Source organism: Pontibacterium granulatum, assembly GCF_029961155.1.
GTDB classification, from domain to species: domain Bacteria; phylum Pseudomonadota; class Gammaproteobacteria; order Pseudomonadales; family Balneatricaceae; genus Pontibacterium; species Pontibacterium granulatum.
In genome coordinates, this window is record NZ_JASBRH010000005.1 from 176,460 (window position 1) to 200,922 (window position 24,463).

Sequence of the window (24,463 nt, forward strand, 5' to 3'; positions counted from 1 at the left end):
GTCCAGTTGTTTTCCTAATTTGCTACTTTGCAAGGGGAAACAACTGGTACTAAAGGTTAATCATCCCTGTCACTACAGTTTATAAATCGCATAACCATATACTCGAATGTATCGCGTATACTTTCTCGCGCTCATCGCTGCGTCGTGCTGAATCGCCTGCAGCCTGTCGAACTTTCTGAATTGGAGCACCACCTATGTCCACCTCACAACTGCGGGCGTTTATGGATAAGAACGCTTTTAAAGAGTGGTTTTCGATGATTATGCCGGGGCTCTTGCTCTGTTTTGTGGTGGGTATGGCGGCTAAGTTTGTCTCTGAACACTACGGTGGCCCGACAATTCTTTACGCGCTGCTCATGGGGATGTCACTCAACTACTTGTCCGTAGAGGGGCGTTGCGCGCCGGGTATTCAGTTTGCTGCCAAGTCAATCCTGCGCTTTGGTATCGCGCTTCTTGGTGCGCGTATTACGTTTGAGCAGTTGATGGGGCTGGGTATTACACCCATCGCCATCGTCTTGGCTGGCGTACCGGCAACGATCTTTTTTGGTGTGCTCTGTGGTCGCTGGTTGGGGCTGAGCAAAAACCAGAGCATCCTGTCCGGTGCATCCGTCGGTATCTGTGGCGCATCCGCTGCACTGGCTGTTTCCGCCGTACTGCCCCAGAACAAAGAGTCTGAGAAACACCTGATCTTCACCGTGATTGGTGTAACGGCGCTCAGTACGGTCGCAATGATCGCGTATCCGCTGGTTGTTACCAGCCTTAACCTGAACCCCGATGAAAGCGGTATCTTTCTCGGTGCCACCATCCACGACGTTGCGCAGGTAGTGGGTGCCGGTTACATGATGTCCGACGAGATTGGTGACGTTGCTACCTTTACCAAGCTCCTGCGGGTCGCGGCACTGGTGCCGGTGGTCGTAGTGATCTCTATTCTTGTCGCTCGCAAAGCGGAAATGACTACCGATGGCAGGTCAAAGCTGCCTCTGCCGGGGTTTCTTGTTGCGTTTGTAATTATCGTGACCATCAACAGCGCAGTTGCCGTACCGGAGGTCGTAACGACCGGAATGAGCGAGTTGTCACGCTGGTGCCTGATCATCGCGATGGTGGGGCTGGGTATGAAAGCCTCGTTCAAAGAGCTGGCGACGATGGGCTGGAAGCCGATTGCGCTGCTGGTGGCTGAAACCGTGTTCCTTGCTGCGCTGGTCGCAATCTGGCTTATCTGCGCTCGCTAAGTTCTCTCAGGGCCTGTTTTGCAGGCCCGCCTCTTCCTCAAGCCCCTTAAACTATGCAGATTTGGCCCGACAGGGAGATATTGCCGTGTCGTTAGGCGATCCGAATAAGGCCGAATCGCGTTACGGGATCCGCGCAGAAGTAGATTTGGGCAAGGGGCTCCGTAAGACGTTAGAAGCGTTGTGTGACACTCAAACCAGTCTCGTAAGTTAGGCGGTTACATCCGAAAGTAAGCGCCTTAGCCATCGACACATCGGATCGTTGTGATAGCGCTCGTGCCAGTAAAGATTGAACTGGGTCGGTGGCAACGCCATCTCCGTCGGCAACGGTTGTATCGTTACGTCATGCCCTTTAGCAACCATGTGGGCGATGATCTCCGGGATCGCTACAAGCAGATCACTGCTTTCACAGAAATAGGCGGCAGGCGTGAAGTTGGGCAGTCGTGTTGGTTCAGGTGAGGGGATGTAGATTCAGTTTGTGCATGATGGATATGTTTATTATGCATTTTGTGAATCTGGTAGCCGTAGATATCCTTCTGCACATCGATTGAAAAACAACGGAAACCGCAACGAAGAGACCCCGCGCTTATGCATGGGTTCCCTAAACGGAATATACGGAGTGCAGTTACATGTCCAAAACGCTCAAAATCGCAGTTGCCTATCATAGCGGCTATGGCCACACCGAAGCGATTGCAAAGTCCGTTGCCAAAGGTGCGGAGCAGGGTGGAGCCGAGGTGGCGTTGGTATCTGTTGCAGACCTGGATGAACTCAACTGGGACATCCTAAACAATGCGGATGCGATCATCTTTGGCAGCCCAACCTACATGGGCAGTGTTAGCGGCCAGTTTAAGACCTTTATGGATGCCAGCTCCAAAGTCTGGTTCGAGCAGGGTTGGAAGGACAAGCTGGCCGCTGGTTTCACCGTATCGGCGTCCCAGAGTGGTGATAAGCTAAATACGCTGGTGCAGATGAGCATCTACGCAGCCCAGCAGGGCATGATCTGGGCAGGCACCGGTATGATGCCGGGTAACAACAGCAGTGCTGGCAGCGTCGAAGATCAGAACCGTCTGGGCAGCTTCCTGGGTTTAATGGCCCAGGCGAATGCCGATGAAGGCGCAGATGTATCCCCTCCAGCCACAGACCACCGCACTGCAGAGGCTTTTGGACAGCGCATCGCCGAAGCCGCTGAACGCTGGCACAAGCCTGAATAATCCAGATCGCCAGCGTTTGCCAAGCCTTACACCGGGAACGTCGTTTCCCGGTTTTTCCGTTTATTGAGGATAAGTATTTGTGACGATAACCGTTAGACGCCTGACAGTTCTATTGGCCATGTTGGTTGCTGTGACTCCGTTAGCAATCGATATGTACCTGCCCGCAATGCAGATGATGGCAACAGACCTTGAAACACCCATTCATCGCGTGGAACTGTCGGTCAGCGGCTTTTTACTGGGGTTTGCGATGGGGCAGATTTCAGGCGGCAGCTTGTCTGACCGTTGGGGGCGAAAACCAGCGGTTGCCTTGGGGCTTGGGATTTTTGCATTCACCAGCATTGCACTGATCTGGGTTGATACCATCGAAAGTTTGTTGGTGTTGCGGGTAATACAAGCAATCGGCGGGGGGATTGCCGTGGTGAACTCGTCGGCAGTGGTACGGGATCTTTACAGTGGCAAAGATATGGCACGCATCCTGTCGATGATCGCCATGGTGATGATGACAGCACCGCTGCTCGCACCCATGCTGGGGGCCTTTTTGGCAACGGTGGGTGGTTGGCGTTTGATCTTCGCAGCACTTGCCGGGTATGCGATTCTGGTGGGGATTCTGTTTTTGTGGCACGTGCCGGAAAGCAACAAACGCGATGCGAAATCACCGGGGATGATCGCAGCGTATCTTAGGATTGTCCGCCATCGTCAGGCAATGGCCTACATACTGGTGTTGTCATTCGCGTTTAGCGGCATGTTTGCGTTTATTACCGCCGCGCCGTTTACCTACCTTGAGCATTTCGGTGTGGGGGTTGAGATTTTTCCGTTTCTGTTTGGTGCAAACATTATAACGATGATGCTGTTCAACCGGATCAATGTTCGACTGCTCAGCCGCTGTTCGCCCAACACATTGATGACGGCAGGTGTCTGCGTACAGTGCGTAGCCGGGGCGGGGCTACTCGTGGCAAGTATGGCGGATGCTCCTCTATGGTCCGTTGTTGTGTGCAATATGTTGTTTGTGGGTGTTCTGGGCCTGATTGCTGCCAATGCGACCGCCAGTTGCTTGCAGTTTTTCCCTGACATCAGCGCCAGTGCGAATGCTGTTATCGGCGTGGTTGAGTTTTGTATGGGCGCCTTGGTGGGTCTTATGTGGGCACGGATGCACGACGGCACGCTGGTACCTATCGCATCGGTGATGTTCGGGTGTGCGCTTTTAGCCCTGTTTTCGTTCTTTGTAATAGGCAGCAAACAAAGGTTACAACCTGAACCAATTTCATCGTCGATACAGTCCTGACAATGATCTGTATCCCGTAGCGGCGCGTAAACCTGATTGTAAAAACAACATAAAAACCCGCCGCCGGGTACGGAGCTCACAGTATGTTTTTCACCGGTCTAACACAGATTTTCTGGGTGAATCTGGTCGGATTTCAGATGGTGTGGTGGCTGAGTATTTTGGGGCGCGATACCACGCAAAGCATAATTTTCCTGTTGCTTGTTATTCATCTGATGCTTCACGCACGTCCACGCCATGAACTAAAAGTGGTGATTATCTGCGGGATATTAGGGTACGCCATTGACACCGCACTGACCTATGCCGGTGTATTCGTGTTCAAGGAGCACGGCGGAGGTGTTTACCTGCCGCCACTCTGGTTGTTACTGCTGTGGTTTGGGTTCTCCGCTACGTTGCGCCAGAGTCTGGTGTTCTTCGTTGATAAGCTGCCGCTTGCTTCGGTTTGTGGTGCGATTGCGGGGAGTCTGACCTATTTGGCCGCGGTCAATTTGGGTGCCGTGCAATTGGGGTATTCAACGCACACATCCGCGTACTTGATTGCTGTGATTTGGGCCATTCTTTTCCCGTTTTTGGTGTGGCTAAGTGACCGTTTGGGGGAGTTTCATGTCGTTAAGCATACCTAGGGGTATGAGATTTTTGGCAACGTGCACAATTGTCTTAATGGTGTTCGGTAATAACGCACATGCACAACTAACCCCGCCAAACGACTACAAACAAGTAGGCGCGGCTAAGTTACGTGTGCTTTGGTTTGATATTTACGATGCCGAGTTAAGCAGTCCCGATGGTCGGTTTTCACGTATCACAGGCCCACTTATGCTGAAACTGACCTATCTTAGAGATATTAAAAAGAAGAAATTGCTTGAGGAAACAGCGAACCAGTTACGTGCGATTGAGCCGCCACGGGTTCAAATTTGGCTGAATCAATTGGAAAGGATCTGGCCGGAAATAAATCGGGGAGATCATCTTGCTTTCTATCTGGATGCGGAAGGATTTGGGCATTTCTACTTCAATGAGCATTACGTCGGATCGATCAACGACGCGCGCTTCGGAAAAGCTTTTATAAGCATTTGGTTGGGCCAAAACAGCGACTATCCGGAGCTCGCCAGAAAGCTGAGGGGGGAATCGTAATATGCTCACTCGTTTGGAAGCTTTCATCTCTGGAATGGTATTTTTGATGCCAGGGTTTACGACGCCTATTAACACCATGCCTGAGGAGATGCCCGCGCATTGGACGCCTACACGCTATGTTGAACAGCTTTTGGGTAGCGGAAGGGATGACTTAAAGCTTTGTGCCAATCATCAGAATAGGGAAACCACAAACAAGCCATTCTCGGTTCGGCTGCCCATCGAAAGTGGAATGGGAGAGATCGTTCATAAAGACTGGCAGTATTTTATTCTCGATTCGACTACCGCCAGTAGTCTGAATTTCGGCGGACTAAGTACTCCACCTGAAGGACATCGTTGGCGTATCACCAAACGTTACATCACTGATCATCATGGGCCCGGTGAGCATTGCCTAAACCCATTACAATCGCCTTGGATCAACAAACCCTCATATGTGATGTAGCTGATCCAATCGTACCCGGCAGCGTATAAATGGGTACTATGAAAAACAACTCCTCATCCTCAAAGCTTCCCTGGAAACGTACCTGGATTACGGGCGCGGGACGAGGTATAGGTGCGGCGTTGGCTCATGGACTGTGCTGGGCTGGCGTAGACGTATATGCTTCGGCGCGATCTGAAGACCAGTTGCAGCGCTTAAAGTCAGATCTCAGCGACGCGCCGGGTCGGATTCATCCTTGCCCGCTAGATATCTGTGACATCGAACAGGTTGAACGTTTGGCTTCGGACTGGGACAACACTAATCTTTGGCCCGATCTGGTAGTCCTGAATGCAGGAACACATGATCCTTTCCCGGCAGCGGACTTTACCGCGTTTCGTACCATGCAGCTGATCGAAACCAACGTCGGTGGTACTCTAAACTGTCTTGAGCCTGTTTTACGGCACTTCATGCAGCAAAACCATGGTCATATCGCCGTGATGGCTTCGGTTGCCGGATACCGGGGCTTGCCCACTGCGGCCGCGTATGGGGCCAGCAAAGCTGCACTGATTAATCTGTGTGAAGCATTGCACTTAGACCTTAAAGGAACAAACGTAAAACTTCAGATGATCTGCCCGGGCTTTGTACGCACACCGCTTACCGACAAGAACGAGTTCAAGATGCCCGCACTGATGGAGCCGGAGGATGCTGCAGAACGCATTCTCGAAGGGTTATCCAGCAATCGTTTTGAGATCACCTTTCCTAAACGGTTCGTTTATTGGTTGAAGCTGCTTCGATTGTTACCGTACAACTGGTACTTTGGCCTTGTCGCAAAAGCTACCGGTACGGGAAAAGGGTGATGGATACGATGGCAGAGACAACGATTACGCAAACCGAATCGGGGCCGTTGCATGCATACGCAGATACACTTGGATCGCTGAACGCGCATAACCTCGCCTCATTAAGCGAGCAGCTGGCCGTCAATGTAGTATTTACCGATCCATTTCATCGTGTACAGGGTCGAGACCGGTTTATCACCATCATGGACGATATGTTCCAACGTCTCGATAACGTTGGATTCAAAATACACCAGGTCACTCCTAATCCGGCGCCAACGAGTGGCGGCTTTCTATACTGGACGTTTGCCGCTGAGAATAAGCTCACCGGTAGGTTCAGTTTTGAAGGCGTCAGCCGAATCGAAATGGATCAGCAGGGGCTGATATCACGCCATGAAGATTACTGGGACAGTGCCGAACTGTATCGACGCATCCCGGGACTTAAAGTGCTGTTTAATTGGTTGCGTAAACGCTCAGCGACCAGCATCGAACCTTAAAGGTTGAGCCCTCAGTGAAGTGAAACATGGGCCCGCAATCACTTAGTCCAGTCATTCGATACACGTATGGCGATCACTTCTCCGCTGGCGCAACACCTGTTGTCACTGTACACGTCACACTCAACAACGATCTTTCGTTCATCTATTTCCTGCACCTCTGCATGCAGCTCAACTTCCTTATCAAGCCTGGAAGGGTGCTTGTAGCGTACTTTCAACTGACCGGTGACATACCAGATCAATTCGCCGGTCCCGATCTTCCGTTCTTCCAATTGGTATGCCTTGGCGATTGCAGTGCAGATACAGTGGCAGTCAATCAGCGTGGCAATAATCCCGCCGTTGAGATATTCCTTGGGGCCCGCACTATGGTGGTGTGACGGCTGAAAATGACAGATTGAACGATTACGCTTGCTCCAGTAACTTTTGATGCGAAGTCCGATATTGTTATGCGGCCCGCAACCAAAACAATGGTTATGAGGAATAAGATCCTGGAAAGCAGTGTGTTGTGACATGATACGCCTCCTGGTGACGAACGCAGCGGAGGCTTGAGCTGATTGAGTGCAGCGCGCTCTCCATGAGAGGCTTGCAGTTTGATACTGACAAGAAGTTCAATAGCGCAGCAGGACCGCTGCATCGCGTGTTAACTGCCTTAAAGTATGGATCAGCCCGCCGGTAACCACTAGCTGCAGGCTTAACAACAGTATTGGAATAACCCGATGTCATCTCTACCCGCTATCAGAGCCTATCAATCCAACGATGCCCACGCGATCGCAGACCTGTTTCACAACGCGGTACATGGCATCGATTCCAGTACATACTCTGAAGCTCAGAAAGAGGCCTGGGCGCCGACACCGCCGGACTATGCCGATTGGCAGGCCAGGCTTGAGGAAACAAACCCCTTTGTCGCAACACTGGACAATCAAATTGTTGGCTTTGTGGAGCTTTCAGCGGATGGGCATATCGACTGTTTCTATGTTCACCGTGATCACCAACGCAAAGGGATTGCTCAGGCGCTGTTTGGACATCTATTCGCTGTGGCTAAGAGAAACGGGATTTCCCGCCTGTATGTGGAAGCGAGTAAGGTGGCGAAACCGTTTTTTCGGAAAAACGGTTTCGTGGTGATGTCTGAAAATCAGGTAGAGCGAAGAGGGCAGGTGTTAGTGAATTTCAGTATGGAGCTTGATTTAGAAGAGTGATTAATAAGTATCTTGGTCGGCACCCTAAAGGGCATAAAAGCCCGCTGCCACAGAATCGTGCTTGTTGCAGCCCGCTCCGCGGTCGACCCTTAGGAGGTTCAAGCCTTAGCCAAACTCAACTTATACAGCCCAACGTTGATTGATCCACTATCAAACCCGCCTTCGCAGTACGCGAGGTAATAGCGCCACAAACGGTAGAATCGGTCGTCAAACCCCAACGGCTTAATTGCATCCCAACGCGCTTCAAACGCATCACGCCATCGCCGCAGTGTCTCGGCGTAGTCCGGGCCAAACAGCAGTTTTGCCTGCAGTTCAAATCCATGCTGATCAAATTTCTGCTGTAGTGCCTCAATACTCGGCAACATGCCACCTGGGAACACGTAACGCTGAATGAAGTCAGCATTCTTTCGGTAACTATGGAAGCGTTCGTCGTCGATCGTGATGATCTGCAACACCACGTTACCACCTGGCTTGAGGATACGCTGCAACGTCTGGAAGTAGGTGTCCCAGTGTGCTTCGCCGACCGCCTCAAACATCTCAATTGAAACAATTCCATCGTATCGATGTACCAGATCTCTGTAGTCGGTCAGGCTCAGACTAACCTGATCACTCAATCCGGCGGCTGTTATGCGGCTTTTAGCCCAGAATAATTGTTCCTGCGACAGGGTGACACCGTGCACGCGCAGCGCTTTATCTTTTGCGGCCTGTTCAGCAAAACCACCCCAGCCACAGCCGATCTCTGCAATATGCGCATTGGGTTGTGCGTCCAGCATGTCCAGGATGCGTGCATTCTTGTTGTGCTGTGCTTCTTGAAGTGTCTGATGGGGAGACTCGAACAACGCAGCCGAATACGTCATGCCCGGATCAAGCCACTCTTTGTAGAAATTGTTGCCCAGATCGTAATGGGCAGCGATATTGCGTCGACTGCCTTTTTTGCTGTTATCCCGGCGCCAGTGATAGAGATTGTGCAGGATTTGGGTGAAGAAGCTCGCCTTAGCAATGGACGAAAGAGACGTTTCGTATCCAAGAGCCCAGTTTACGAGCGCGGTAAGATCCGGACTGTCCCATTCACCGGCCAGATAACTCTCTGACCAGCCGTTGATACCACCGAATAACAGGCGCACCAGCGGGCGATAAGTATGCAGCGTTACCGACGCATTTGGTTTTCCTTGGCCGAAGGCACACTGAACGCCACTTGGCAGCTGAAGCTGGAGTTTGCCGGTATTGCCATCAAGCCGTTTCCGAAGAAAGCTGATTAGCTGCTGTTCCAAAAACGATGGTGGTTGAACCGGGTTGGTATCGCGTGCGCAGTTAATGGCTTTCATGGTGGAATTCTCCGTGTTCATCCTGCCAGCTAATGCTGTACTTGTTGCCTTCAGCGCGGGGCTGAATTTTCACTTTCTTACGCCATAGACGTAACGCTTCCCAATGGATGGCGGTAATCACTTTTAGCGTCATCAGCGGGTAGGTAAGAAAGGCTTTCAGAAGGCTCTTATCAGTCAGGCCACTGCGTTTACCGCCGAATGTCGCGTGTAGGATTGCTTGACCGCTGATCTGATCAGATTGCCGTATATTTACAGCAACCCGATCACCCGGCGGTTTAATGCGGAAGCTGTAACCCGTATCCATCGGCATGAACGGACTCACATACATCTGCTTGTTGCACTTGTGGCGGACATGCCCGGTTTCATCCAGATTTGCCGGTAGAAGATAGGTATGACGTTGACCAAAGGTGTTGCTGACTTCGTATAGAATTACTTCCAGCAAGCCGTCAGCGTTGTAGCAGAAGTACACACTGAGTGGGTTAAACGTGTACCCCAGAACGCGGGGGTAACAGAGCAGTTTGATGTGGGCGGTTGCCGATTGGCATCCCCGTTCAGTGAGCAGCTTAGTGATCTGATCCCTCAGCGAGCCGCTGCCGGTACCGTGATCTTTCTCGTGAAAAGAGAAAAGGTTAAACCGGTTTACCGAAAATAAACGGCATCGTTTCTGAAGAGCTTCAAACTCGTCCAAGTTCAGGCAGATGGAAAACACCCGATAGACGAACCTATGTCGCTTGGGCGTGAAGCGGTGGTGCATCACCACCCCTTTGTACAGCGACGACGTTAGTTCACCCATTTGCCTGTTCCTGCTGTGTAACTGGATTGGGCATATGAGAAGGGGCGGCCGGCTGCACATGAATTCGTGTGTTTGGCTCGTCAAGCACCCAAGGGCGCGGTATGCCGCCAAGCTGTTCCGCCACGGCAAGACCGGCCTGCAGGCCATCTTCGTGGAAACCATAGCCGAAATAAGCACCACAGAACCAGGTGTTCTGTTTCCCCTGCAGCGACCACAGCATTTTTTGATTCGCCAGTGCGTTCTTACCGAACTGCGGATGATCGTAGAAGAAGGTGCGCAAAATAGTGCCCTCTGCGGGTTCTCGCAGTGGATTGAGTGATACAAATAGTTGAGTCTCTGTATCCAGCGGCTGTAAGCGATTCATCCAGTAGCTGACCGATACCTCACTTTCACGGCCGTCACTGCGCTCAGCCATATAGTTCCAACTGGACCACACAGCGTCACGTTCCGGCATTAAAGATCGATCGGTGTGTAAGAATGCCTGATTGCGCAGGTAAGGGAACTGCCCCAGCAGATTGCGTTCATCCGCTGTCGGCGCCTCTAACAGCTTCAGAGCCTGATCTGAATGGCAAGCCAAAACAACGTCGTCAAAGAAGTCGCGACGACCGTGCATGTCCTCTATGATCACTTCGTTTTCACGCCGGATTATGCGATGGATCCGGCTGTTCAGGCGTATTTTTCCTTCCAGCTCCGCCCCTATCCTTTCAACGTAGCAATGGCTACCTCCGATCACGGTGCGCCACTGAGGGCGGTCCTTTAACTGAACCAGACCGTGGTTCTGGCAGAAACGCATAAAGCTGCTGGCGGGGTAGTTAAGCATCTCGTCCACGGGTGTGGACCAGATTGCAGAACCCATTGGAAGCAGGTGGTCGTAGATAAATCGCTCACCGTAGCCGTGCTGTTTGAGCAAATCACCAAGTGTCAGGCTGTTGATGTCAGCTTGCGCAGCCATATTGGATGACTCTCGGTAAAAGCGAAGCAGATCACTGATCATGACCCAGAAGCCCGGCTTAAACAGGTTTCGCTTCTGAGCGAACACCCCGGACAGGCCGCTGCCGGAATATTCCAGGGCGCCGTTATTCATGGATACGGCGAACGACATATCTGTATCGCAGGTATCTACATTCAGTGTTTCGAAAAGATTCACCAGATTTGGATAGTTCACCGGATTGAAGACAATGAAGCCGGTGTCCACGTTGATTGTGTTATCTGGAAGCTTGACTGTTACTGTGTTGGCATGACCGCCCAAACGATCATCTTTTTCGTAAAGGGTTACGTCATGTGCCTTGTTCAGTAACCAGGCACAGCCAAGTCCCGAAACACCTGATCCGACGACAGCGATTTTTCTGGGGCGTATAGCAGCGATGTTCATCTGATCGTCCATAATATTGAAGTTGATTCCTGTTACGCAGCTGATTCGAGAAAGGATCACACAAAATTATTTGGAGCGGCAGGACTTTATATCTTTATAGTCACAATAAAGGTGATCTACCTGAGGAATACGTCCGTAATGGAAGACAAGGAAAACAGAACACCAGGTGACGACGTGGAAAAAGTTGTGGCAATAAGCAGAGATCCGTCGGCAAGTCGAGAGTGGACCGCTCGGTTGGCTCATTTTGCCGAAACACGTGAGAAAGCCTCGTACATACAGCTGTTTCGCCATTTTGCACCCAAAGTTAAAGCCTACATCATTCGACTGGGTTTAACTGAGGCGACCGCGGAAGAGCTGATGCAAGAAACCATGCTCGCGGTGTGGAACAAAGCCCATCTGTATAACTCAAGCAAAGCGGCTGCGAGCACCTGGATTTTCACGCTGGCTCGAAACCAGAGTATCGATTGGATGCGCCGTCAGAAGTACCCGGAGTACGAATTGGAAGACTGGCACGTTGGTGAAGATGAAGGTGACGCGGGGGAACAGAGCGTCCTTTCAGACAGAATGGCGGAAGCGATGAAAACGCTTCCCGAGAACCAGGCTCAAGTGATCTACATGTCGTTTTTTGAAGGGCGCTCCCACCAGGAAATAGCCGACCGTATCGGTATCCCCTTGGGGAGTGTGAAGTCCCGCATCCGGTTGGCTGCGGATAAGCTGAAATCTGTCTGGAGGGTAGACGTATGAGTATTCGACACCATCTGGATGAAGCAACGCTTCTAAGTTACGCCGCAGGTTCCATGTCTCAAGGTATGGCGCTTGTCACTGCGTGTCACCTGGCGATGTGTTCCGCTTGCCGTAAACGTGCTCAACACTCGGAAGCGATCGGTGGTGCGCTGATGGAAACACTGACACCCTCGCCGATTAGCGACAGTGCACTGGACGCGGTACTGGCAGCAATTGAAGCCCAGGATGAGCCGATTCAGGTTGAAACGGTTCGTAGCAAGCCGGTACGGCCTGTTGATTCTGATGTGCCCGCACCGTTAACTGATTACATCGGTGAATCCTTCGACGAGATCGAATGGAAGCGCATTGTTCCCGGTGTGTACTACTTCGACCTGCCGTGTCAGAGTGGGGGCGTTTCCCGCCTGCTGCGTATCGCGCCGGGTAAGGCGATGCTGCCACACACCCACGAAGGCAACGAGCTGACATTGGTGCTGAAAGGATCGTTTACCGATGAGATCGGCCGCTTTGCTGCAGGTGATATCGCTGATCTGGATGATCAGATTGAACATCAGCCGCTGGTGGACAGTAGTGAAGATTGCATCTGCCTGGTCGCCACCGATGCGCCGCTTAAATTTACGACCATTTTAGGTCGGTTAATGCAGCCGATGACAGGCTTCTGATCCAATTGGGATCTGGTATCGTAAAAGTAAAGGACTGAGCACCCAAAAGGAGCATAACGATGAGTGATAAGAAGACCCCTTATATCCCGGTTGGTATCAGTGCGTGTCTCCTGGGACAAAAAGTGCGTTTTGACGGTGGTCATAAACGTTCCAACTACTGTCTCAACATCTTAAGTGAATGCTTCGATTTCAAACCGTTTTGCCCCGAAGTGGCGGCGGGCCTCGGCACGCCACGTCAGCCGATCCGCCTGGTGGGTGATGCGTCCAGTCCTCGGGCTCTGGGTACCCGTGATCCAGAGCTGGATGCAACAGACGGATTGGCAGAGCACGCAGACTTTGTATCTGACCACCATCCCGAGCTGTGTGGTTACATCCTGATGAAGGGCTCACCAAGCTGCGGTATGGAGCGTGTAAAGGTGTACCACCCAAACGGTATGCCCAATGAAGCGGGCAGTGGCATCTTTGCCGCGCGCCTGATGGCCAATAATCCTGCGCTCCCGGTCGAGGAAGAGGGGCGGCTAAACGATGCAGTGCTTCGCGAAAACTTCATTACCCGTGTTTTCGTTTACCACACCTGGAAGCAGCAGGTGGCGAATGAACCTTCCATGCACGGTCTGATACAGTTCCACAGCCGGCACAAATATCAGGTGATGGCACACAGTTACGAAGGTTACCGCGAGTTGGGCCGGTACCTGGCTCAAGAAGCGCCGTCTGTGTCACTGCAAGAGGCAATGGATCACTACATCCTGACGCTCATGAACGTGTTGCAGAAAAAAGCAAACCGCAAAAGCCACACCAATGTGCTGCTACATATCATGGGCTACATGAAGAAAGAGTTGGATTCCGATACCAAGCAGGACCTGCTTACCGCGATCGAAGAATACCGCACCAAAAAAGTACATCTTGTGGTGCCGCTCACGCTGCTCAAACACTACCTCAAACGGCACGGTAATGAATACATCATGTCGCAGGCTTACCTCAATCCCTATCCCCACGAACTGGGCCTGAGAAACTATATCTGACTTCTCATCACTCTTTGGTCCGGCAGCGAGGATAATATGCTCTCTGCCGAATCGAACTTGTTGCGTTACAGGAAATAACAATGAAACTGGTTTGGTTCAGAAACGATTTGCGTGTGCGCGATAACCACGCGCTGTTTAACGCGTGTCGTGACTCCGCTAATCAGGGCGTGGTTGCAGTTGCAGTCCTCACGCCAAAACAATGGTTGCTGCAGGACGAAGCGAACGGTCGCGTCCAGTTCTGGCTGGCCAACCTACGCGCCATAGGCGAAGACCTGGCTACACTTAATATCCCGCTCAAAATTCTGCGTGCGGCAACCAACCGCGAGGTACCGGAACAGCTGTTAGCGCTGGTGACACAGATCAAAGCAGATTCGATCTACTTCAACAACGAATATCCGGACTACGAGCAAAAGCGGGACAAGCGCGTGTCCGATCTGTTCAATGCGAATGGTTTGAGTGTTGCGTGTTACCACAGTGACGTGATCATTGAACCGGGTACGGTACGAAATAAGCAAAAGCTGCCATTTCGTGTGTTTACGCCCTTTAGTAAGGCGTGGCGAACATGTTTTTTGCACCAGAATCCAGAACCGCTGCCTCTGCCTGATAAACAGATATCGACTGCGATACAGAGTGATCCTGTACCTGAAGAAGTTATTTATGGCGCTCCTGTAGCAAGCGTATGGCATCGCGATCTGTTCCCGGCGGGATCTGACGAAGCACACCGTCGCCTTGAATGCTTTGTTAGAGATAAGTCCCGTGATTACAGGCAGTTACGTGATTATCCTGCGTTGGATTCTACCTCGGTTCTGTCGCCATATTTAGCTGTTGGAGCCATCTCTGCACGGCAATGTTTAGCCGGGATTCGAACGTACAGTAACGATCCCGACTGGCTAGCAAATCAATGGACATCCGAGGTGATTTGGCGTGAGTTTTACCGTCATCTTTTATTCGATTTCCCTGAAATGAACCGTATGATGCCGTTTAAACCAGAGGTGGAAGAGCGGCTTACTTGGTCTGATGACAACTTTCTGTTTGATGCATGGTGTCGGGGTGAAACCGGCTTTCCGATGGTGGACGCAGGCATGAAACAGCTGCTGGCAACCGGCTGGATGCACAACCGTCTGCGAATGGTTACTGCGTCATTTCTCACCAAACTGCTGCGCCAGGACTGGCGACGAGGTGCGCAGTTCTTTATGCAAAACCTGGTTGATGGAGATTTTGCATCAAACCTGGGTGGATGGCAGTGGAGTGCGTCAGTAGGCGCGGATGCCGCGCCATATTTCCGGATCTTTAATCCCATGCGCCAAGCGGAACGTTTCGACCCCGAGGGTGAATACATCGCCCGTTGGATTCCCGAGCTGGTGTCCCTTCAGGGTGTGCAGCGGTTTGATCCGCTGTTCGGTGCAGAAGTAGGACGCCCAGTGCCGATCATTGATTACGGCCACGCCCGTGAACAAAGCATCGGTGACTACAATCTAGCGGGCGCCCAGCCCTAGGCGAGGAGGGTTATGAAAATCCCAGCCCCATTGAAGTTCATCCAGTTGAGCACACTGCTATTGCTCACGTTTACGGCCATCCATGCGTACGCCAATGATGGCGGCTCTTCAGAATGCTCTGCACTGCTAAACCACGAGTTTAAGAAGCTTGGAGAGGACGAGCGAGTTAACCTGTGCGATGCGTATGCCGGCAAATTGATTCTGGTGTTAAATACCGCAAGTAAGTGCGCGTTCACGCCGCAGTATGACGGATTGGAAGCGATGTACGACCGGTATAAAGATCGAGGATTTGTAATTCTTGGATTCCCTTCCAACGACTTTGCAGGGCAAGAGCCGGGTACCGAGAAACAGATCAGTAACTTCTGTCGGCTTTCCTACGGTGTGCGTTTACCAATGTTCGAGAAGGTGCATGCTACTCAAGCCAATGCGTCACCGTTTTATCACGCACTGGCCAAAGAGGCCGGGGAATACCCTGGCTGGAATTTCCACAAATACCTGATCGTACCCAACGGTAAGCTGATTGCCAGCTTCAAGAGCCACATCCGCCCGGACAGCGCAACGCTGGTCTCCACCGTCGAAGCCAACCTACCTAAGTGACCGCCAACCATGTCGGACTCAAACCTAAAAGCCGCTGCCGTTCCCCGAAGCCGTCTTTCACGCCTGACCGGCATGGGCACCTTGGCCGGGCGTATAGCGGGCAATGCCCTGATCGAAAGTGGTAAGCAACTGCTGAACGGGCAGAAACCACGCGCCACCGATATTCTGCTTACCGAGGCGAATATTCGCCAGGTAGCGGATAAGCTTGCGAAGATGCGTGGTGCAGCGATGAAGGTGGGTCAGCTGCTGTCGATGGACTCAGGCAACCTGCTGCCAAGCGAATTGGCAGCAATACTGGAACGCTTGAGAGCTGACGCGATGACCATGCCACCCAGTCAGCTCTACGATGTGCTGGAGCGTAACTGGGGTGAGGCGTGGCAGGATCGATTTCACCGTTTTTCGTTCGAGCCAATCGCAGCGGCATCTATTGGGCAGGTTCACAAGGCGACCACACACGACGGCCGTGAGATGGCAGTAAAGATTCAGTACCCGGGCGTCCGGCAGAGCATCGACTGCGATATCGACAACGTCGTATCCATGATGCGCTTAAGCGGTTTACTCCCTAAAGACCTTGATATTGCCCCTCTTGTGGAAGAGGCCCGCAAACAACTTCACTACGAAGCAGACTATCTGCGCGAGGGCCAACAGATCGAAGCATATCGCGTATTCGTCGACAGCTTTCATCGTCAGGAAGAACTGAATCTCCCCGAATTCCATCAGGACCTGTCAACACAGGAAATTCTTTGTATGTCCCATCTTCCGGGACTCGCACTGGAGAAGGGGATTGCCCGCCACCCATCAGAAGCTGACCGGGTCATCACGCTGCTGATGGACCTGTTTTTTGCCGAGCTGGCCCAGTTCCGCTGCGTCCAGACCGATCCAAACCTTGCCAACTATCTGTACGATCCGGTCTCCGGCTGTGTAATGCTTCTGGACTTTGGCGCTGTACGGCACTTTTCCGACGAGTTTGTTGGAAAATACCTCTGTGCATTGCGTGCAGCGACACATGAAGACCGTGATGGATTAAGGGCCGCTCTGGAGGCACTGGGATTCTTTCAGGCGGGTGGTAGGGCAGCGAATGTCGAGATCGTCTTAGATATATTCCTGCTAGCTACAGAGCCGTTGCGTCATGAAGGAATGTACGATTTTGGTAAAGCCGAGTTGGCCAAACGTATTCAGACAATGGGGCGCACAATCAGCAGCGATCCGGATGCATGGCACACGCCGCCGCCGGATGTCTTGTTCCTTCACCGGAAGATGGGTGGTTTATATCTGATGGCCGCACGATTGGGGGCTAAGGTGGATGCTAAAACCCTGTTCGAGCGTCACCTCTCTGCTTATTGATGAGCCCTCAAGGCAGTCCGCATCCCTCTTTGCAGCGTGAACGATAGCGCCAACGTGCAAAACGGCGATAGGCGATATCGAGCGCGTCGGTAAGGTGAAACATTTCGACCAGTCGGGCCAGGTGCCGGTAGTACGGTAGTTCATGCCAGATCAGGACAAACGAATACGCACCCGTTTTAACAGCGCCGTTACGGTCAACGGTGTGTAGAAGCTTCATTGCGTCTTTAAACAGAACGCCTTTTTGCGCTAGTGATTCCTGCTCAGTCCAGATATCCAGCCAGTTGATTTTATGTTGCCGGTCCAGGCGCATGTAGTGTGCGATCTCTTTCCGACAAAGTGGGCAGCGGCCGTCGTAAAATACATCGGGCTTGGTCATGTTTTTCCATCATCTCAGTTATTAATTCAGCGTGTACGCAGATTGAATGTGATCGGTTCAACAGGATTACAACGTATGTATCTCAAATACATCAAGGAGAAACATCCCATGGTAAACCTGGATAGTTTCGATAGACGGATGAACGTGGTTGTAGCCGGCGCATCAGGTGGCATCGGGCACGCGCTGGTACAGCAGCTGGTATCCCATCCATCGGTGGCACAGGTACACGCACTAACGCGCAATCCAGATCAGTTACTGTTGGAGCAAAAGGACAAGCTGTGTGTCCATCACGTGGATATTCTGGATGAAGCGAGCCTGAGTGAAGCTGCCAAGCACTTTCGCTCCATTACGATAGATCTTTTTATCGTCGCCAGCGGAATCTTGCATGGTGCTGGCTTGGCCCCAGAGAAAAGCCTACGCGCTCTTCAAAGCGATAGCTTTATAGAGGTCATGCAGATCAACGCACTGGCCCCAATGCTGGTCGCGAAGCACTTTCTTCCCAGAATGACACGTGACGGGAAGGCCGTATTTAGTGTGATCTCCGCGCGTGTAGGCAGTATTTCTGATAATCGACTGGGCGGGTGGTACACCTACCGCGCCAGCAAAGCTGCACTGAATATGTTGTTAAAGACGCTGTCTATAGAATCCAGTCGAACGATGCCCAACCTGATCGTAGCAGGTCTGCATCCGGGTACAGTAGACACGGGCCTATCCAAGCCTTACCAGCGCAACGTTAAGCCGGAAAAGCTGTTTACCCCGGACCAATCAGCTGCATTCTTACTGAACGTGGTTAATGGCTTGTCTGTAGAGCAGAGCGGTAAGGTCCTCGCTTGGGATGGCCAGCAGGTCGATCCATAGGGACGTATTCTGGCTGCCTTTACGTCCGTCCTAACCTTTCAGGGGTATTTCTATCTCTAGCTATTGGTTCTAATGTGATGCGATTTTGTACCGCGATGTACACATAAAACATGCATTTCTTACATTTATGCAACGAAAGGTTACGTCTAAAGTCTATGTTCCAACCGTTCTCATAGGCTATTCTCTTAAGTCGGAGAACCGTTTAGCGTGAGCTAACGTACGTTTCCTCTATTTTGAGTGGCTTCAGGCCAGCGCTTTGCATCGTGCTTTTCATGGTAATGCGCTTGCCTGAAACTACTTTGAGGATTTATCACAATGAAAACCATCGTAATTGTAGGAGGCGGTGCCGGCGGGCTGGAACTTGCGACCAGATTAGGCCACACGTACGGCAAAAAGAAGAAAGCGAACATAATCCTGGTTGATCGCAACCGAAATCACATCTGGAAGCCTCTGCTGCACGAAGTGGCAACAGGTTCTCTCGACATCAACACCGACGGTGTGGTGTATCGAGCGCACTCCAGTATCCATGGTTATCAGTTCCAGTTAGGCACCATGACCGGTATGGATCGCGAGCGCAAGGTGGTTTACCTGTCGCCGCTGACCGACGAAGAGGGTAAGGAAGTACTACCGGCCCGTGAATTGAGCTATGACCAGTTGGTGATGGCTGTAGGCAGTGTCAGCAACGATTTTGGAACGCCAGGTGTTGCCGAGCACAGTTTCTTCCTCGACTCTCACCAGCAGGCTGAGCGCTTTCACCGTGCATTGCTCAACCAGTTCCTGCGCCTGAATCAGCAGGGCTCCGAGGGAGTCCTTAAACTGGCAATTGTGGGTGGTGGAGCAACCGGTGTAGAGCTCGCGGCGGAGCTTTACCACGTTGCGGACCTACTGAAGATGTACGGCATGCCAGAGATGTCTGCCAAACGCCTTAAGATCACCTTGATTGAGGCGGGACCACGTATTCTGCCTGCGCTGCCGGTTCGTATTGCGCTGTCTGCCAAACGTGAGTTGAGCAAACTCGGTGTGAATATCCTAGAAGACACACGCGTAGTGAGCGCAGACGAGTTCGGCTTTATCGCCAACGAAGATCAGCGTATCGATGCTGATCTGATGGTGTGGGCTGCAGGGGTTAAAGCACCTGATTTTGTAAAACAGATGGATGCGTTCGAAACAGCTCGTGGCGGCCAGATTATAGTTAAACCGTCACTGCAAAGTACCGTTGATGAAGACGTATTTGTTATCGGTGATTGCTGTGCGTGCGAGCAACCGGATGGCACCTGGGTACCGCCACGAGCTCAGTCTGCGCACCAGATGGCCTCGCTGGTTTACCGGAACATCCAGCTGAAAGAGCAGGGCAAGGCATTGAAGAGCTATATATACAAAGATCACGGCTCGCTGGTAAATCTGAGCAAATACAGCACCGTGGGTAGTCTGATGGGCAACCTCACCAAGGGATCGATGTTTATCGAAGGCCGTATCGCTCGCATGGTGTACATCTCCCTATACCGCATGCACCAGGTTGCGATCCACGGTTGGTTGCGAGCTTCAGCGGTGATGCTGGCGCAGAAAATCAGCAATGCGGTTAAACCGAAGATGAAACTGCACTAACACTCGACCCTCCTGAGCACCTACTCTCCAGAACCGGATTGATGCTGTAATACAGCCCAATCCGGTTTTTCTTTGTACCTGAAGCTATGCTGTTTATGTAACTCAGAAGCAACTCGGATGCTTTTCCAGTCTTGAAACTCCCCGTGGGAGTGAACAGGTGAAAGCTATGGCTGCGTGGTTGATGCTTGGCCTACAGATCATGTCGGCCCTCTTTATCTTCATCATTGGACTGGGCGTTCTGGCGGTCGTGTATATGTACATACGTGATGTGACCCAATCGAAGCAGGCGGTCCGTCGCAACTATCCGGTCATAGGCCGCTTTCGATACCTCTTCGAGAAACAGGGGGAATTCTTTCGCCAGTATTTCTTTGCGATGGATCGCGAGGAGATGCCGTTCAATCGTGCTGAACGCAGTTGGGTGTATCGCGCGTCCAAGAATGTCGACCGGATGCTGGCCTTTGGCTCGACCCGCAATCTGGAGCTGTCAGGATCAATCCTTTTTATGAACTGTGCCTTTCCCACGCTCGAGGAAGATGCGGTTGCCCCAAGCAAACTCACCATCGGACCGTACTGCAAGCATCCGTATACCACAAACTCACTGTTTAATATCTCTGCCATGAGTTACGGATCGATCTCCAGGCCCGCTGTACGGGCGCTCTCTCGTGGTGCCGCTAAAGCGGGCTGTTGGCTGAATACAGGGGAAGGGGGACTAAGCCCCTACCACCTGGAAGGTAACTGCGACCTGGTGTTCCAGATCGGTACTGCCAAATACGGTGTGCGCGATGCACAGGGCAATCTCAGCGACGAACGACTACGGGAGGTAGCGGCATACCCCCAGGTCAAAATGTTTGAACTCAAGCTCAGTCAGGGTGCCAAGCCCGGAAAAGGTGGGATATTGCCTGGCATTAAGGTAACGCCGGAGGTGGCAGCCATTCGTGGCATCCCTGTCGGACAGGCATCGATCAGTCCAAACGGACACCCTGATATCCGCACGCCGGAAGAGTTGTTGGCCATGCTCAACCGCATTCGTGAGGTGACAGGCAAGCCCGTGGGTTTTAAAGCGGTGCTGGGAGAGATGGGCTGGTTGGAGAAGTTTCTGGATCTGGTCTTGGAGCGAGGCGATGAGATGGCGCCGGACTTTATAACGGTCGACAGTGCCGACGGTGGTTCCGGTGCTGCGCCTCAGCCGCTGTTGGATTACGTGGGGCTGACACTGAAAGAGAGTCTGCCGTTGCTCGTTGATATGCTGATTGAACGGGGCCTCAAACAGCGGATTAAGGTGATTGCCTCAGGCAAGCTGATTGTGCCCTCAAAGGTGGCGTGGGCGCTGGCGACAGGTGCTGATTTCGTATCGTCAGCACGTGGTTTCATGTTTTCGTTGGGCTGTATACAAGCGATGCAGTGTAACAAGGATACCTGTCCAACCGGTATCACAACCCATAATATCCGCCTGCAACAGGGGTTGGACCCAGCCGACAAGGCTGAGCGTGTTGCGTATTACCACAAATACATCACCTATGGTGTAGGTCTTATTGCGCATTCATGCGGTGTAAAAGAACCGCGTCAGCTAAGGCGTCATCACGTGAAGATAGTGTCAGACCATGGGCTGTCCATCGCTATGGATAAACTGCATCCGTTGCCAGAAGAAGGGAGCCACCACCGTGCGATGAAGATCATTGCAACGTCCAAGGAAGATTCATCATTGCATCTGTAGGGCAGTCTTCAGACTGCCGGCACCCTGAAGGGAGCCCTACAAACACAACACACAGATCAATACACAAAAAAAAAGCCCGGGATGTTTCCACCCCGGGCTCTTTTCGTCTTTTGTAACGCGTGTGCGTTTCGCAGTCAGGCTTATGCGTTAGCAGCAGCCAGAGCAGCGTTCAGCGTTTCAGATGGACGCATTACTTTCTTAACGGTACTGCGTGCAGCATGGTAGTAACCATCCAGCTCTGCAGGTTTGCCCTGAGCTGCAGCCAGTTCCGCAACAATCTTCTCTTCGTTTTCAGCCAGAGACTTCGCCAGCGGAGCGAACTGAGCAGCCAGTTCAGCGTCTTCAGTCTGAGAAGCAACTTCCTGAGCCCAGTACATACCCAGGTAGAAGTGGCTACCACGGTTGTCCAGCTCACCGGTCTTGCGGGAAGGAGACTTGTTGTTCTCCAGCAGTTTACCGGTTGCAGCATCCAGAGTTTTCGCCAGGATCGCGGCACGCGGGTTGTCGTTCTTGATGCCCATATCTTCCAGAGATACAGCCAGTGCAAGGAACTCACCCAGGGAATCCCAACGCAGGTGATTTTCTTCTTCAACCTGCTGTACGTGTTTCGGTGCAGAACCACCCGCACCTGTTTCGTACATACCGCCGCCTTTCAGCATTGGTACGATAGACAGCATCTTCGCAGACGTGCCCAGTTCGATGATCGGGAACAGGTCGGTCAGGTAGTCACGCAGTACGTTACCGGTAACAGAAATGGTGTCGTTGCCGCGAATCATGCGGTCCATGCTGAAACGGATCGCCTGGTTGTAAGTCTTGATGTGCAGTTCCAGACCTTCGGTGTCGTGCTCTGGCAGGTACTTCTCGACTTTCTTGATCAGTTCACGGTCGTGCGCACGTTTGTGGTCAAGCCAGAATACAGCCGGAGTGTCAGACTGACGCGCGCGAGTCACAGCCAGTTTCACCCAGTCACGTACTGGCTCGTCTTTAGTCTGACATGCACGCCAGATATCACCCGCTTCAACGTCGTGCTGCATCAGGACGGTGCCGTCAGCTGCAACAACACGCATTACGCCCGCTTCAGACAGTTCGTAAGTCTTGTCGTGAGAACCGTACTCTTCAGCTTTCTTAGCCATCAGACCAACGTTAGGAACGGTACCGATAGTAGTCGGATCAAACGCGCCGTTAGTCTTACAGTAGTTGATCATTTCCTGGTAGATGCGCGCGTAAGTAGACTCAGGCATTACAGCTTTAGTGTCGTGAGTCTTGCCGTCCGCACCCCACATCTTGCCGCCGCCACGGATCATTGCAGGCATGGATGCATCAACGATTACGTCGGAAGGTACGTGCAGGTTGGTGATACCTTTAACGGAATCAACCATCGCCAGGGAAGGGCGGTTTTCGTAGCACGCGTGGATATCTTCTTCAATCTCTTCACGCTTGGAACGCGGCAGGGAAGCGATCTTGTCGTATACGCTACCCAGACCGTTGTTCGGATTAACACCCAGCTCTTTGAACAGCTCACCGTGCTTCTCGAACAGGTCTTTGTAGAATACGGTTACCGCGTGACCGAATACGATCGGGTGGGAAACCTTCATCATGGTCGCCTTAACGTGCAGGGACCACATAACGCCAGTTTCTTTAGCGTCGTTCATGGACTCTTCCAGGAACTCACGCAGCGCTTTGCAGCTCATGCGCATGGAGTCCAGGATTTCGCCCTGTTCCAGAAACAGCTCTTTCTTAACTTCCACGTCGCCGTTCTGGTTAACGAATTCGATGCGAACGTCGCCAGCTTCTTCCGTAGTTATGGACTGTTCGCTGGAGAAGAAGTCACCGTCACGCATGTAGTCAGCGTGAGTCTGGGATGCTTTGCTCCACTTGCCCATAGAGTGCGGGAATTTACGAGCGTACGCTTTTACAGCACCCGGTGCACGACGGTCAGAGTTACCTTCACGCAGTACTGGGTTTACCGCGGAACCCAGGATTTTGGAGTAACGGGCTTTAATATCTTCTTCTTCAGCGTTCTGAGGCGCTTCTGGGAATGCAGGGATGTCGTAACCCTGAGACTGCAGCTCGGCGATACAAGCTTTCAGCTGCGGGATAGATGCAGAGATGTTAGGCAGCTTAACGATGTTAGCTTTTGGATCCTGAGTCAACTGGCCCAGAAATGCCAGACCGTCCTGAACCTGCTGTTCTTCAGACAGCTTTTCAGGGAAAGCGGACAGGACACGGCCTGCCAGGGAGATATCGGTGATTTTTACGTCAATACCCGCTGCAGAAGTGAAAGTACGAACGATTGGCAGCAGAGATGCAGTTGCCAGCGCTGGTGCTTCGTCAGTCAGGGTGTAGTAAATGGTTTGCTCTGGTGTAGTCATTCTAATCCCCAAGTGTATATGGCCCCGGAATGGCCATAGGCTTCGTGAAAGGAGACTTTTGGTCGCCTTTGTCCCTTACCCGAGTCCCACTACCGAACTACGTCGGCTTAACTCGTTGGTTATAATTTTCGCGGTGTAGTATACAGAAAAAATGTGGCTGTTTATACGTAGTGTTGTTGCACCAAAGGATAATAAACTGCTCTGTATGCCGCATCGCACAAGGGACCGCGCAATAATCCCAACGTGTAAAAATAGTGTAGAAATTTTACAACACCTTGAAAACTGTGTGTTTTGAGGCATTTTTAACTCATAAACCTGCAATATTCTGAGTGTTTGATGATCAGTCGTGTTGCGGTTGCGCAAAAAAGAAACAGGTCGATCGATAACGCCAGGGGCTTGGACCGACT

24 protein-coding genes are annotated in these 24,463 nt (G+C 52.0%); 18 read left to right on the top strand and 6 right to left on the bottom strand.

Features of this window, described 5'->3' with window-relative positions:
• Nucleotides 1-194 precede the first annotated feature (194 nt).
• From QKW35_RS06910 to QKW35_RS06945, 8 genes are all read left to right on the top strand, one after another.
• Nucleotides 195-1,226, top strand: a complete 1,032-nt coding sequence (locus tag QKW35_RS06910; RefSeq protein ID WP_282351765.1) for a YeiH family protein — start codon at nucleotides 195-197, stop codon at nucleotides 1,224-1,226.
• A 626-nt stretch (nucleotides 1,227-1,852) separates the two neighbouring features.
• Nucleotides 1,853-2,434, top strand: a complete 582-nt coding sequence (locus QKW35_RS06915; RefSeq protein ID WP_282351766.1) for a flavodoxin family protein — start codon at nucleotides 1,853-1,855, stop codon at nucleotides 2,432-2,434.
• Between the two features lie 79 nt (nucleotides 2,435-2,513).
• Nucleotides 2,514-3,716, top strand: a complete 1,203-nt coding sequence (locus QKW35_RS06920) for a Bcr/CflA family multidrug efflux MFS transporter (protein WP_282351767.1) — start codon at nucleotides 2,514-2,516, stop codon at nucleotides 3,714-3,716.
• Between the two features lie 83 nt (nucleotides 3,717-3,799).
• The gene (locus QKW35_RS06925) at nucleotides 3,800-4,336 is read left to right on the top strand and encodes a DUF2878 domain-containing protein (protein ID WP_282351769.1); all 537 of its coding nucleotides are present in this window, start codon (nucleotides 3,800-3,802) and stop codon (nucleotides 4,334-4,336) included.
• 4 nt (nucleotides 4,337-4,340) lie between these two features.
• Entirely contained in the window at nucleotides 4,341-4,841 is a 501-nt protein-coding gene (locus tag QKW35_RS06930) for a chalcone isomerase family protein (RefSeq protein WP_282351771.1), read from the top strand.
• 1 nt (nucleotide 4,842) lies between these two features.
• Nucleotides 4,843-5,280: a hypothetical protein gene (locus QKW35_RS06935; RefSeq protein ID WP_282351773.1), complete on the top strand. Its 438-nt coding sequence runs from the start codon at nucleotides 4,843-4,845 to the stop codon at nucleotides 5,278-5,280.
• A gap of 29 nt (nucleotides 5,281-5,309) precedes the next feature.
• Complete coding sequence (locus QKW35_RS06940; protein WP_282351775.1) at nucleotides 5,310-6,113, top strand: SDR family NAD(P)-dependent oxidoreductase; 804 nt, start codon at nucleotides 5,310-5,312, stop codon at nucleotides 6,111-6,113.
• Nucleotides 6,114-6,121: 8 nt separating this feature from the next.
• Complete coding sequence (locus QKW35_RS06945; RefSeq protein WP_282351777.1) at nucleotides 6,122-6,586, top strand: nuclear transport factor 2 family protein; 465 nt, start codon at nucleotides 6,122-6,124, stop codon at nucleotides 6,584-6,586.
• Between the two features lie 38 nt (nucleotides 6,587-6,624).
• Here QKW35_RS06945 and QKW35_RS06950 read toward each other — a convergent pair whose 3' ends face one another.
• On the bottom strand, nucleotides 6,625-7,095 hold the full coding sequence (locus QKW35_RS06950; RefSeq protein ID WP_282351779.1) for a PaaI family thioesterase: 471 nt from the start codon (nucleotides 7,093-7,095) through the stop codon (nucleotides 6,625-6,627).
• 204 nt (nucleotides 7,096-7,299) lie between these two features.
• Here QKW35_RS06950 and QKW35_RS06955 point away from each other — a divergent pair, with 204 nt between their 5' ends.
• Nucleotides 7,300-7,779: a GNAT family N-acetyltransferase gene (locus QKW35_RS06955; RefSeq protein WP_282351782.1), complete on the top strand. Its 480-nt coding sequence runs from the start codon at nucleotides 7,300-7,302 to the stop codon at nucleotides 7,777-7,779.
• A 98-nt stretch (nucleotides 7,780-7,877) separates the two neighbouring features.
• On the opposite strand, the gene QKW35_RS06960 is transcribed toward QKW35_RS06955, so the two are convergent.
• From QKW35_RS06960 to QKW35_RS06970, 3 genes are read right to left on the bottom strand one after another with little or no spacing between them, the layout of a single operon-like run.
• Nucleotides 7,878-9,104 (bottom strand): SAM-dependent methyltransferase, encoded by a 1,227-nt coding sequence (locus QKW35_RS06960; protein WP_282351784.1) that lies wholly within the window; start codon nucleotides 9,102-9,104, stop codon nucleotides 7,878-7,880.
• Entirely contained in the window at nucleotides 9,091-9,897 is an 807-nt protein-coding gene (locus QKW35_RS06965) for a DUF1365 domain-containing protein (protein ID WP_282351786.1), read from the bottom strand. The genes QKW35_RS06960 and QKW35_RS06965 overlap by 14 nt, the downstream gene beginning before the upstream one ends.
• On the bottom strand, nucleotides 9,890-11,269 hold the full coding sequence (locus QKW35_RS06970) for an NAD(P)/FAD-dependent oxidoreductase (protein WP_282351788.1): 1,380 nt from the start codon (nucleotides 11,267-11,269) through the stop codon (nucleotides 9,890-9,892). Before QKW35_RS06970 ends, QKW35_RS06965 begins: the two co-directional genes overlap by 8 nt.
• A gap of 138 nt (nucleotides 11,270-11,407) precedes the next feature.
• Between QKW35_RS06970 and QKW35_RS06975 the strand changes: the two genes are divergently transcribed.
• From QKW35_RS06975 to QKW35_RS07000, 6 genes are all read left to right on the top strand, one after another.
• The gene (locus QKW35_RS06975; protein WP_282351790.1) at nucleotides 11,408-12,013 is read left to right on the top strand and encodes a sigma-70 family RNA polymerase sigma factor; all 606 of its coding nucleotides are present in this window, start codon (nucleotides 11,408-11,410) and stop codon (nucleotides 12,011-12,013) included.
• A complete protein-coding gene (locus QKW35_RS06980) occupies nucleotides 12,010-12,672 on the top strand; it encodes a ChrR family anti-sigma-E factor (RefSeq protein WP_282351791.1) in 663 nt (220 codons plus the stop codon). The genes QKW35_RS06975 and QKW35_RS06980 overlap by 4 nt, the downstream gene beginning before the upstream one ends.
• 59 nt (nucleotides 12,673-12,731) lie before the next feature.
• Nucleotides 12,732-13,694 carry a YbgA family protein gene (locus QKW35_RS06985; RefSeq protein ID WP_282351793.1) on the top strand — a complete coding sequence of 321 codons (963 nt, stop codon included), beginning with the start codon at nucleotides 12,732-12,734 and terminating at the stop codon, nucleotides 13,692-13,694.
• A gap of 80 nt (nucleotides 13,695-13,774) precedes the next feature.
• The gene (locus QKW35_RS06990) at nucleotides 13,775-15,190 is read left to right on the top strand and encodes a cryptochrome/photolyase family protein (RefSeq protein ID WP_282351795.1); all 1,416 of its coding nucleotides are present in this window, start codon (nucleotides 13,775-13,777) and stop codon (nucleotides 15,188-15,190) included.
• 12 nt (nucleotides 15,191-15,202) lie between these two features.
• Nucleotides 15,203-15,787 (top strand): glutathione peroxidase, encoded by a 585-nt coding sequence (locus QKW35_RS06995; RefSeq protein ID WP_282351797.1) that lies wholly within the window; start codon nucleotides 15,203-15,205, stop codon nucleotides 15,785-15,787.
• Nucleotides 15,788-15,796: 9 nt separating this feature from the next.
• Complete coding sequence (locus QKW35_RS07000) at nucleotides 15,797-17,131, top strand: ABC1 kinase family protein (protein WP_282351799.1); 1,335 nt, start codon at nucleotides 15,797-15,799, stop codon at nucleotides 17,129-17,131.
• Nucleotides 17,132-17,138: 7 nt separating this feature from the next.
• Here the strand turns inward: QKW35_RS07000 and QKW35_RS07005 are convergent, their stop codons facing one another.
• Nucleotides 17,139-17,507 carry a thiol-disulfide oxidoreductase DCC family protein gene (locus QKW35_RS07005; protein ID WP_282351801.1) on the bottom strand — a complete coding sequence of 123 codons (369 nt, stop codon included), beginning with the start codon at nucleotides 17,505-17,507 and terminating at the stop codon, nucleotides 17,139-17,141.
• Between the two features lie 75 nt (nucleotides 17,508-17,582).
• Here QKW35_RS07005 and QKW35_RS07010 point away from each other — a divergent pair, with 75 nt between their 5' ends.
• The 3 genes from QKW35_RS07010 (at nucleotide 17,583) to QKW35_RS07020 (ending at nucleotide 21,684) form a co-directional block, all read left to right on the top strand.
• Nucleotides 17,583-18,365 (top strand): SDR family NAD(P)-dependent oxidoreductase, encoded by a 783-nt coding sequence (locus tag QKW35_RS07010; protein WP_282351803.1) that lies wholly within the window; start codon nucleotides 17,583-17,585, stop codon nucleotides 18,363-18,365.
• Between the two features lie 315 nt (nucleotides 18,366-18,680).
• Nucleotides 18,681-19,970, top strand: coding sequence for an NAD(P)/FAD-dependent oxidoreductase (locus tag QKW35_RS07015; RefSeq protein WP_282351805.1), 1,290 nt, complete (start codon nucleotides 18,681-18,683; stop codon nucleotides 19,968-19,970).
• Between the two features lie 166 nt (nucleotides 19,971-20,136).
• Complete coding sequence (locus tag QKW35_RS07020) at nucleotides 20,137-21,684, top strand: FMN-binding glutamate synthase family protein (RefSeq protein WP_282351807.1); 1,548 nt, start codon at nucleotides 20,137-20,139, stop codon at nucleotides 21,682-21,684.
• A 140-nt stretch (nucleotides 21,685-21,824) separates the two neighbouring features.
• Here QKW35_RS07020 and QKW35_RS07025 read toward each other — a convergent pair whose 3' ends face one another.
• Entirely contained in the window at nucleotides 21,825-24,056 is a 2,232-nt protein-coding gene (locus QKW35_RS07025; protein ID WP_282351809.1) for an NADP-dependent isocitrate dehydrogenase, read from the bottom strand.
• Nucleotides 24,057-24,463: the final 407 nt, after the last annotated feature.

Bases quoted from the DNA above. Each gene is read 5' to 3' on its own strand.
- QKW35_RS06910 (WP_282351765.1), top strand. From the start codon at position 195: ATGTCCACCTCACAACTGCGGGCGTTTATGGATAAGAACGCTTTTAAA.
- QKW35_RS06915 (WP_282351766.1), top strand. From the start codon at position 1,853: ATGTCCAAAACGCTCAAAATCGCAGTTGCCTATCATAGCGGCTATGGC.
- QKW35_RS06925 (WP_282351769.1), top strand. From the start codon at position 3,800: ATGTTTTTCACCGGTCTAACACAGATTTTCTGGGTGAATCTGGTCGGA.
- QKW35_RS06930 (WP_282351771.1), top strand. From the start codon at position 4,341: ATGAGATTTTTGGCAACGTGCACAATTGTCTTAATGGTGTTCGGTAAT.
- QKW35_RS06935 (WP_282351773.1), top strand. From the start codon at position 4,843: ATGCTCACTCGTTTGGAAGCTTTCATCTCTGGAATGGTATTTTTGATG.
- QKW35_RS06940 (WP_282351775.1), top strand. From the start codon at position 5,310: ATGGGTACTATGAAAAACAACTCCTCATCCTCAAAGCTTCCCTGGAAA.
- QKW35_RS06945 (WP_282351777.1), top strand. From the start codon at position 6,122: ATGGCAGAGACAACGATTACGCAAACCGAATCGGGGCCGTTGCATGCA.
- QKW35_RS06950 (WP_282351779.1), bottom strand. From the start codon at position 7,095: ATGTCACAACACACTGCTTTCCAGGATCTTATTCCTCATAACCATTGT.
- QKW35_RS06955 (WP_282351782.1), top strand. From the start codon at position 7,300: ATGTCATCTCTACCCGCTATCAGAGCCTATCAATCCAACGATGCCCAC.
- QKW35_RS06960 (WP_282351784.1), bottom strand. From the start codon at position 9,104: ATGAAAGCCATTAACTGCGCACGCGATACCAACCCGGTTCAACCACCA.
- QKW35_RS06965 (WP_282351786.1), bottom strand. From the start codon at position 9,897: ATGGGTGAACTAACGTCGTCGCTGTACAAAGGGGTGGTGATGCACCAC.
- QKW35_RS06970 (WP_282351788.1), bottom strand. From the start codon at position 11,269: ATGAACATCGCTGCTATACGCCCCAGAAAAATCGCTGTCGTCGGATCA.
- QKW35_RS06975 (WP_282351790.1), top strand. From the start codon at position 11,408: ATGGAAGACAAGGAAAACAGAACACCAGGTGACGACGTGGAAAAAGTT.
- QKW35_RS06980 (WP_282351791.1), top strand. From the start codon at position 12,010: ATGAGTATTCGACACCATCTGGATGAAGCAACGCTTCTAAGTTACGCC.
- QKW35_RS06985 (WP_282351793.1), top strand. From the start codon at position 12,732: ATGAGTGATAAGAAGACCCCTTATATCCCGGTTGGTATCAGTGCGTGT.
- QKW35_RS06990 (WP_282351795.1), top strand. From the start codon at position 13,775: ATGAAACTGGTTTGGTTCAGAAACGATTTGCGTGTGCGCGATAACCAC.
- QKW35_RS06995 (WP_282351797.1), top strand. From the start codon at position 15,203: ATGAAAATCCCAGCCCCATTGAAGTTCATCCAGTTGAGCACACTGCTA.
- QKW35_RS07000 (WP_282351799.1), top strand. From the start codon at position 15,797: ATGTCGGACTCAAACCTAAAAGCCGCTGCCGTTCCCCGAAGCCGTCTT.
- QKW35_RS07005 (WP_282351801.1), bottom strand. From the start codon at position 17,507: ATGACCAAGCCCGATGTATTTTACGACGGCCGCTGCCCACTTTGTCGG.
- QKW35_RS07010 (WP_282351803.1), top strand. From the start codon at position 17,583: ATGTATCTCAAATACATCAAGGAGAAACATCCCATGGTAAACCTGGAT.
- QKW35_RS07015 (WP_282351805.1), top strand. From the start codon at position 18,681: ATGAAAACCATCGTAATTGTAGGAGGCGGTGCCGGCGGGCTGGAACTT.
- QKW35_RS07020 (WP_282351807.1), top strand. From the start codon at position 20,137: ATGGCTGCGTGGTTGATGCTTGGCCTACAGATCATGTCGGCCCTCTTT.
- QKW35_RS07025 (WP_282351809.1), bottom strand. From the start codon at position 24,056: ATGACTACACCAGAGCAAACCATTTACTACACCCTGACTGACGAAGCA.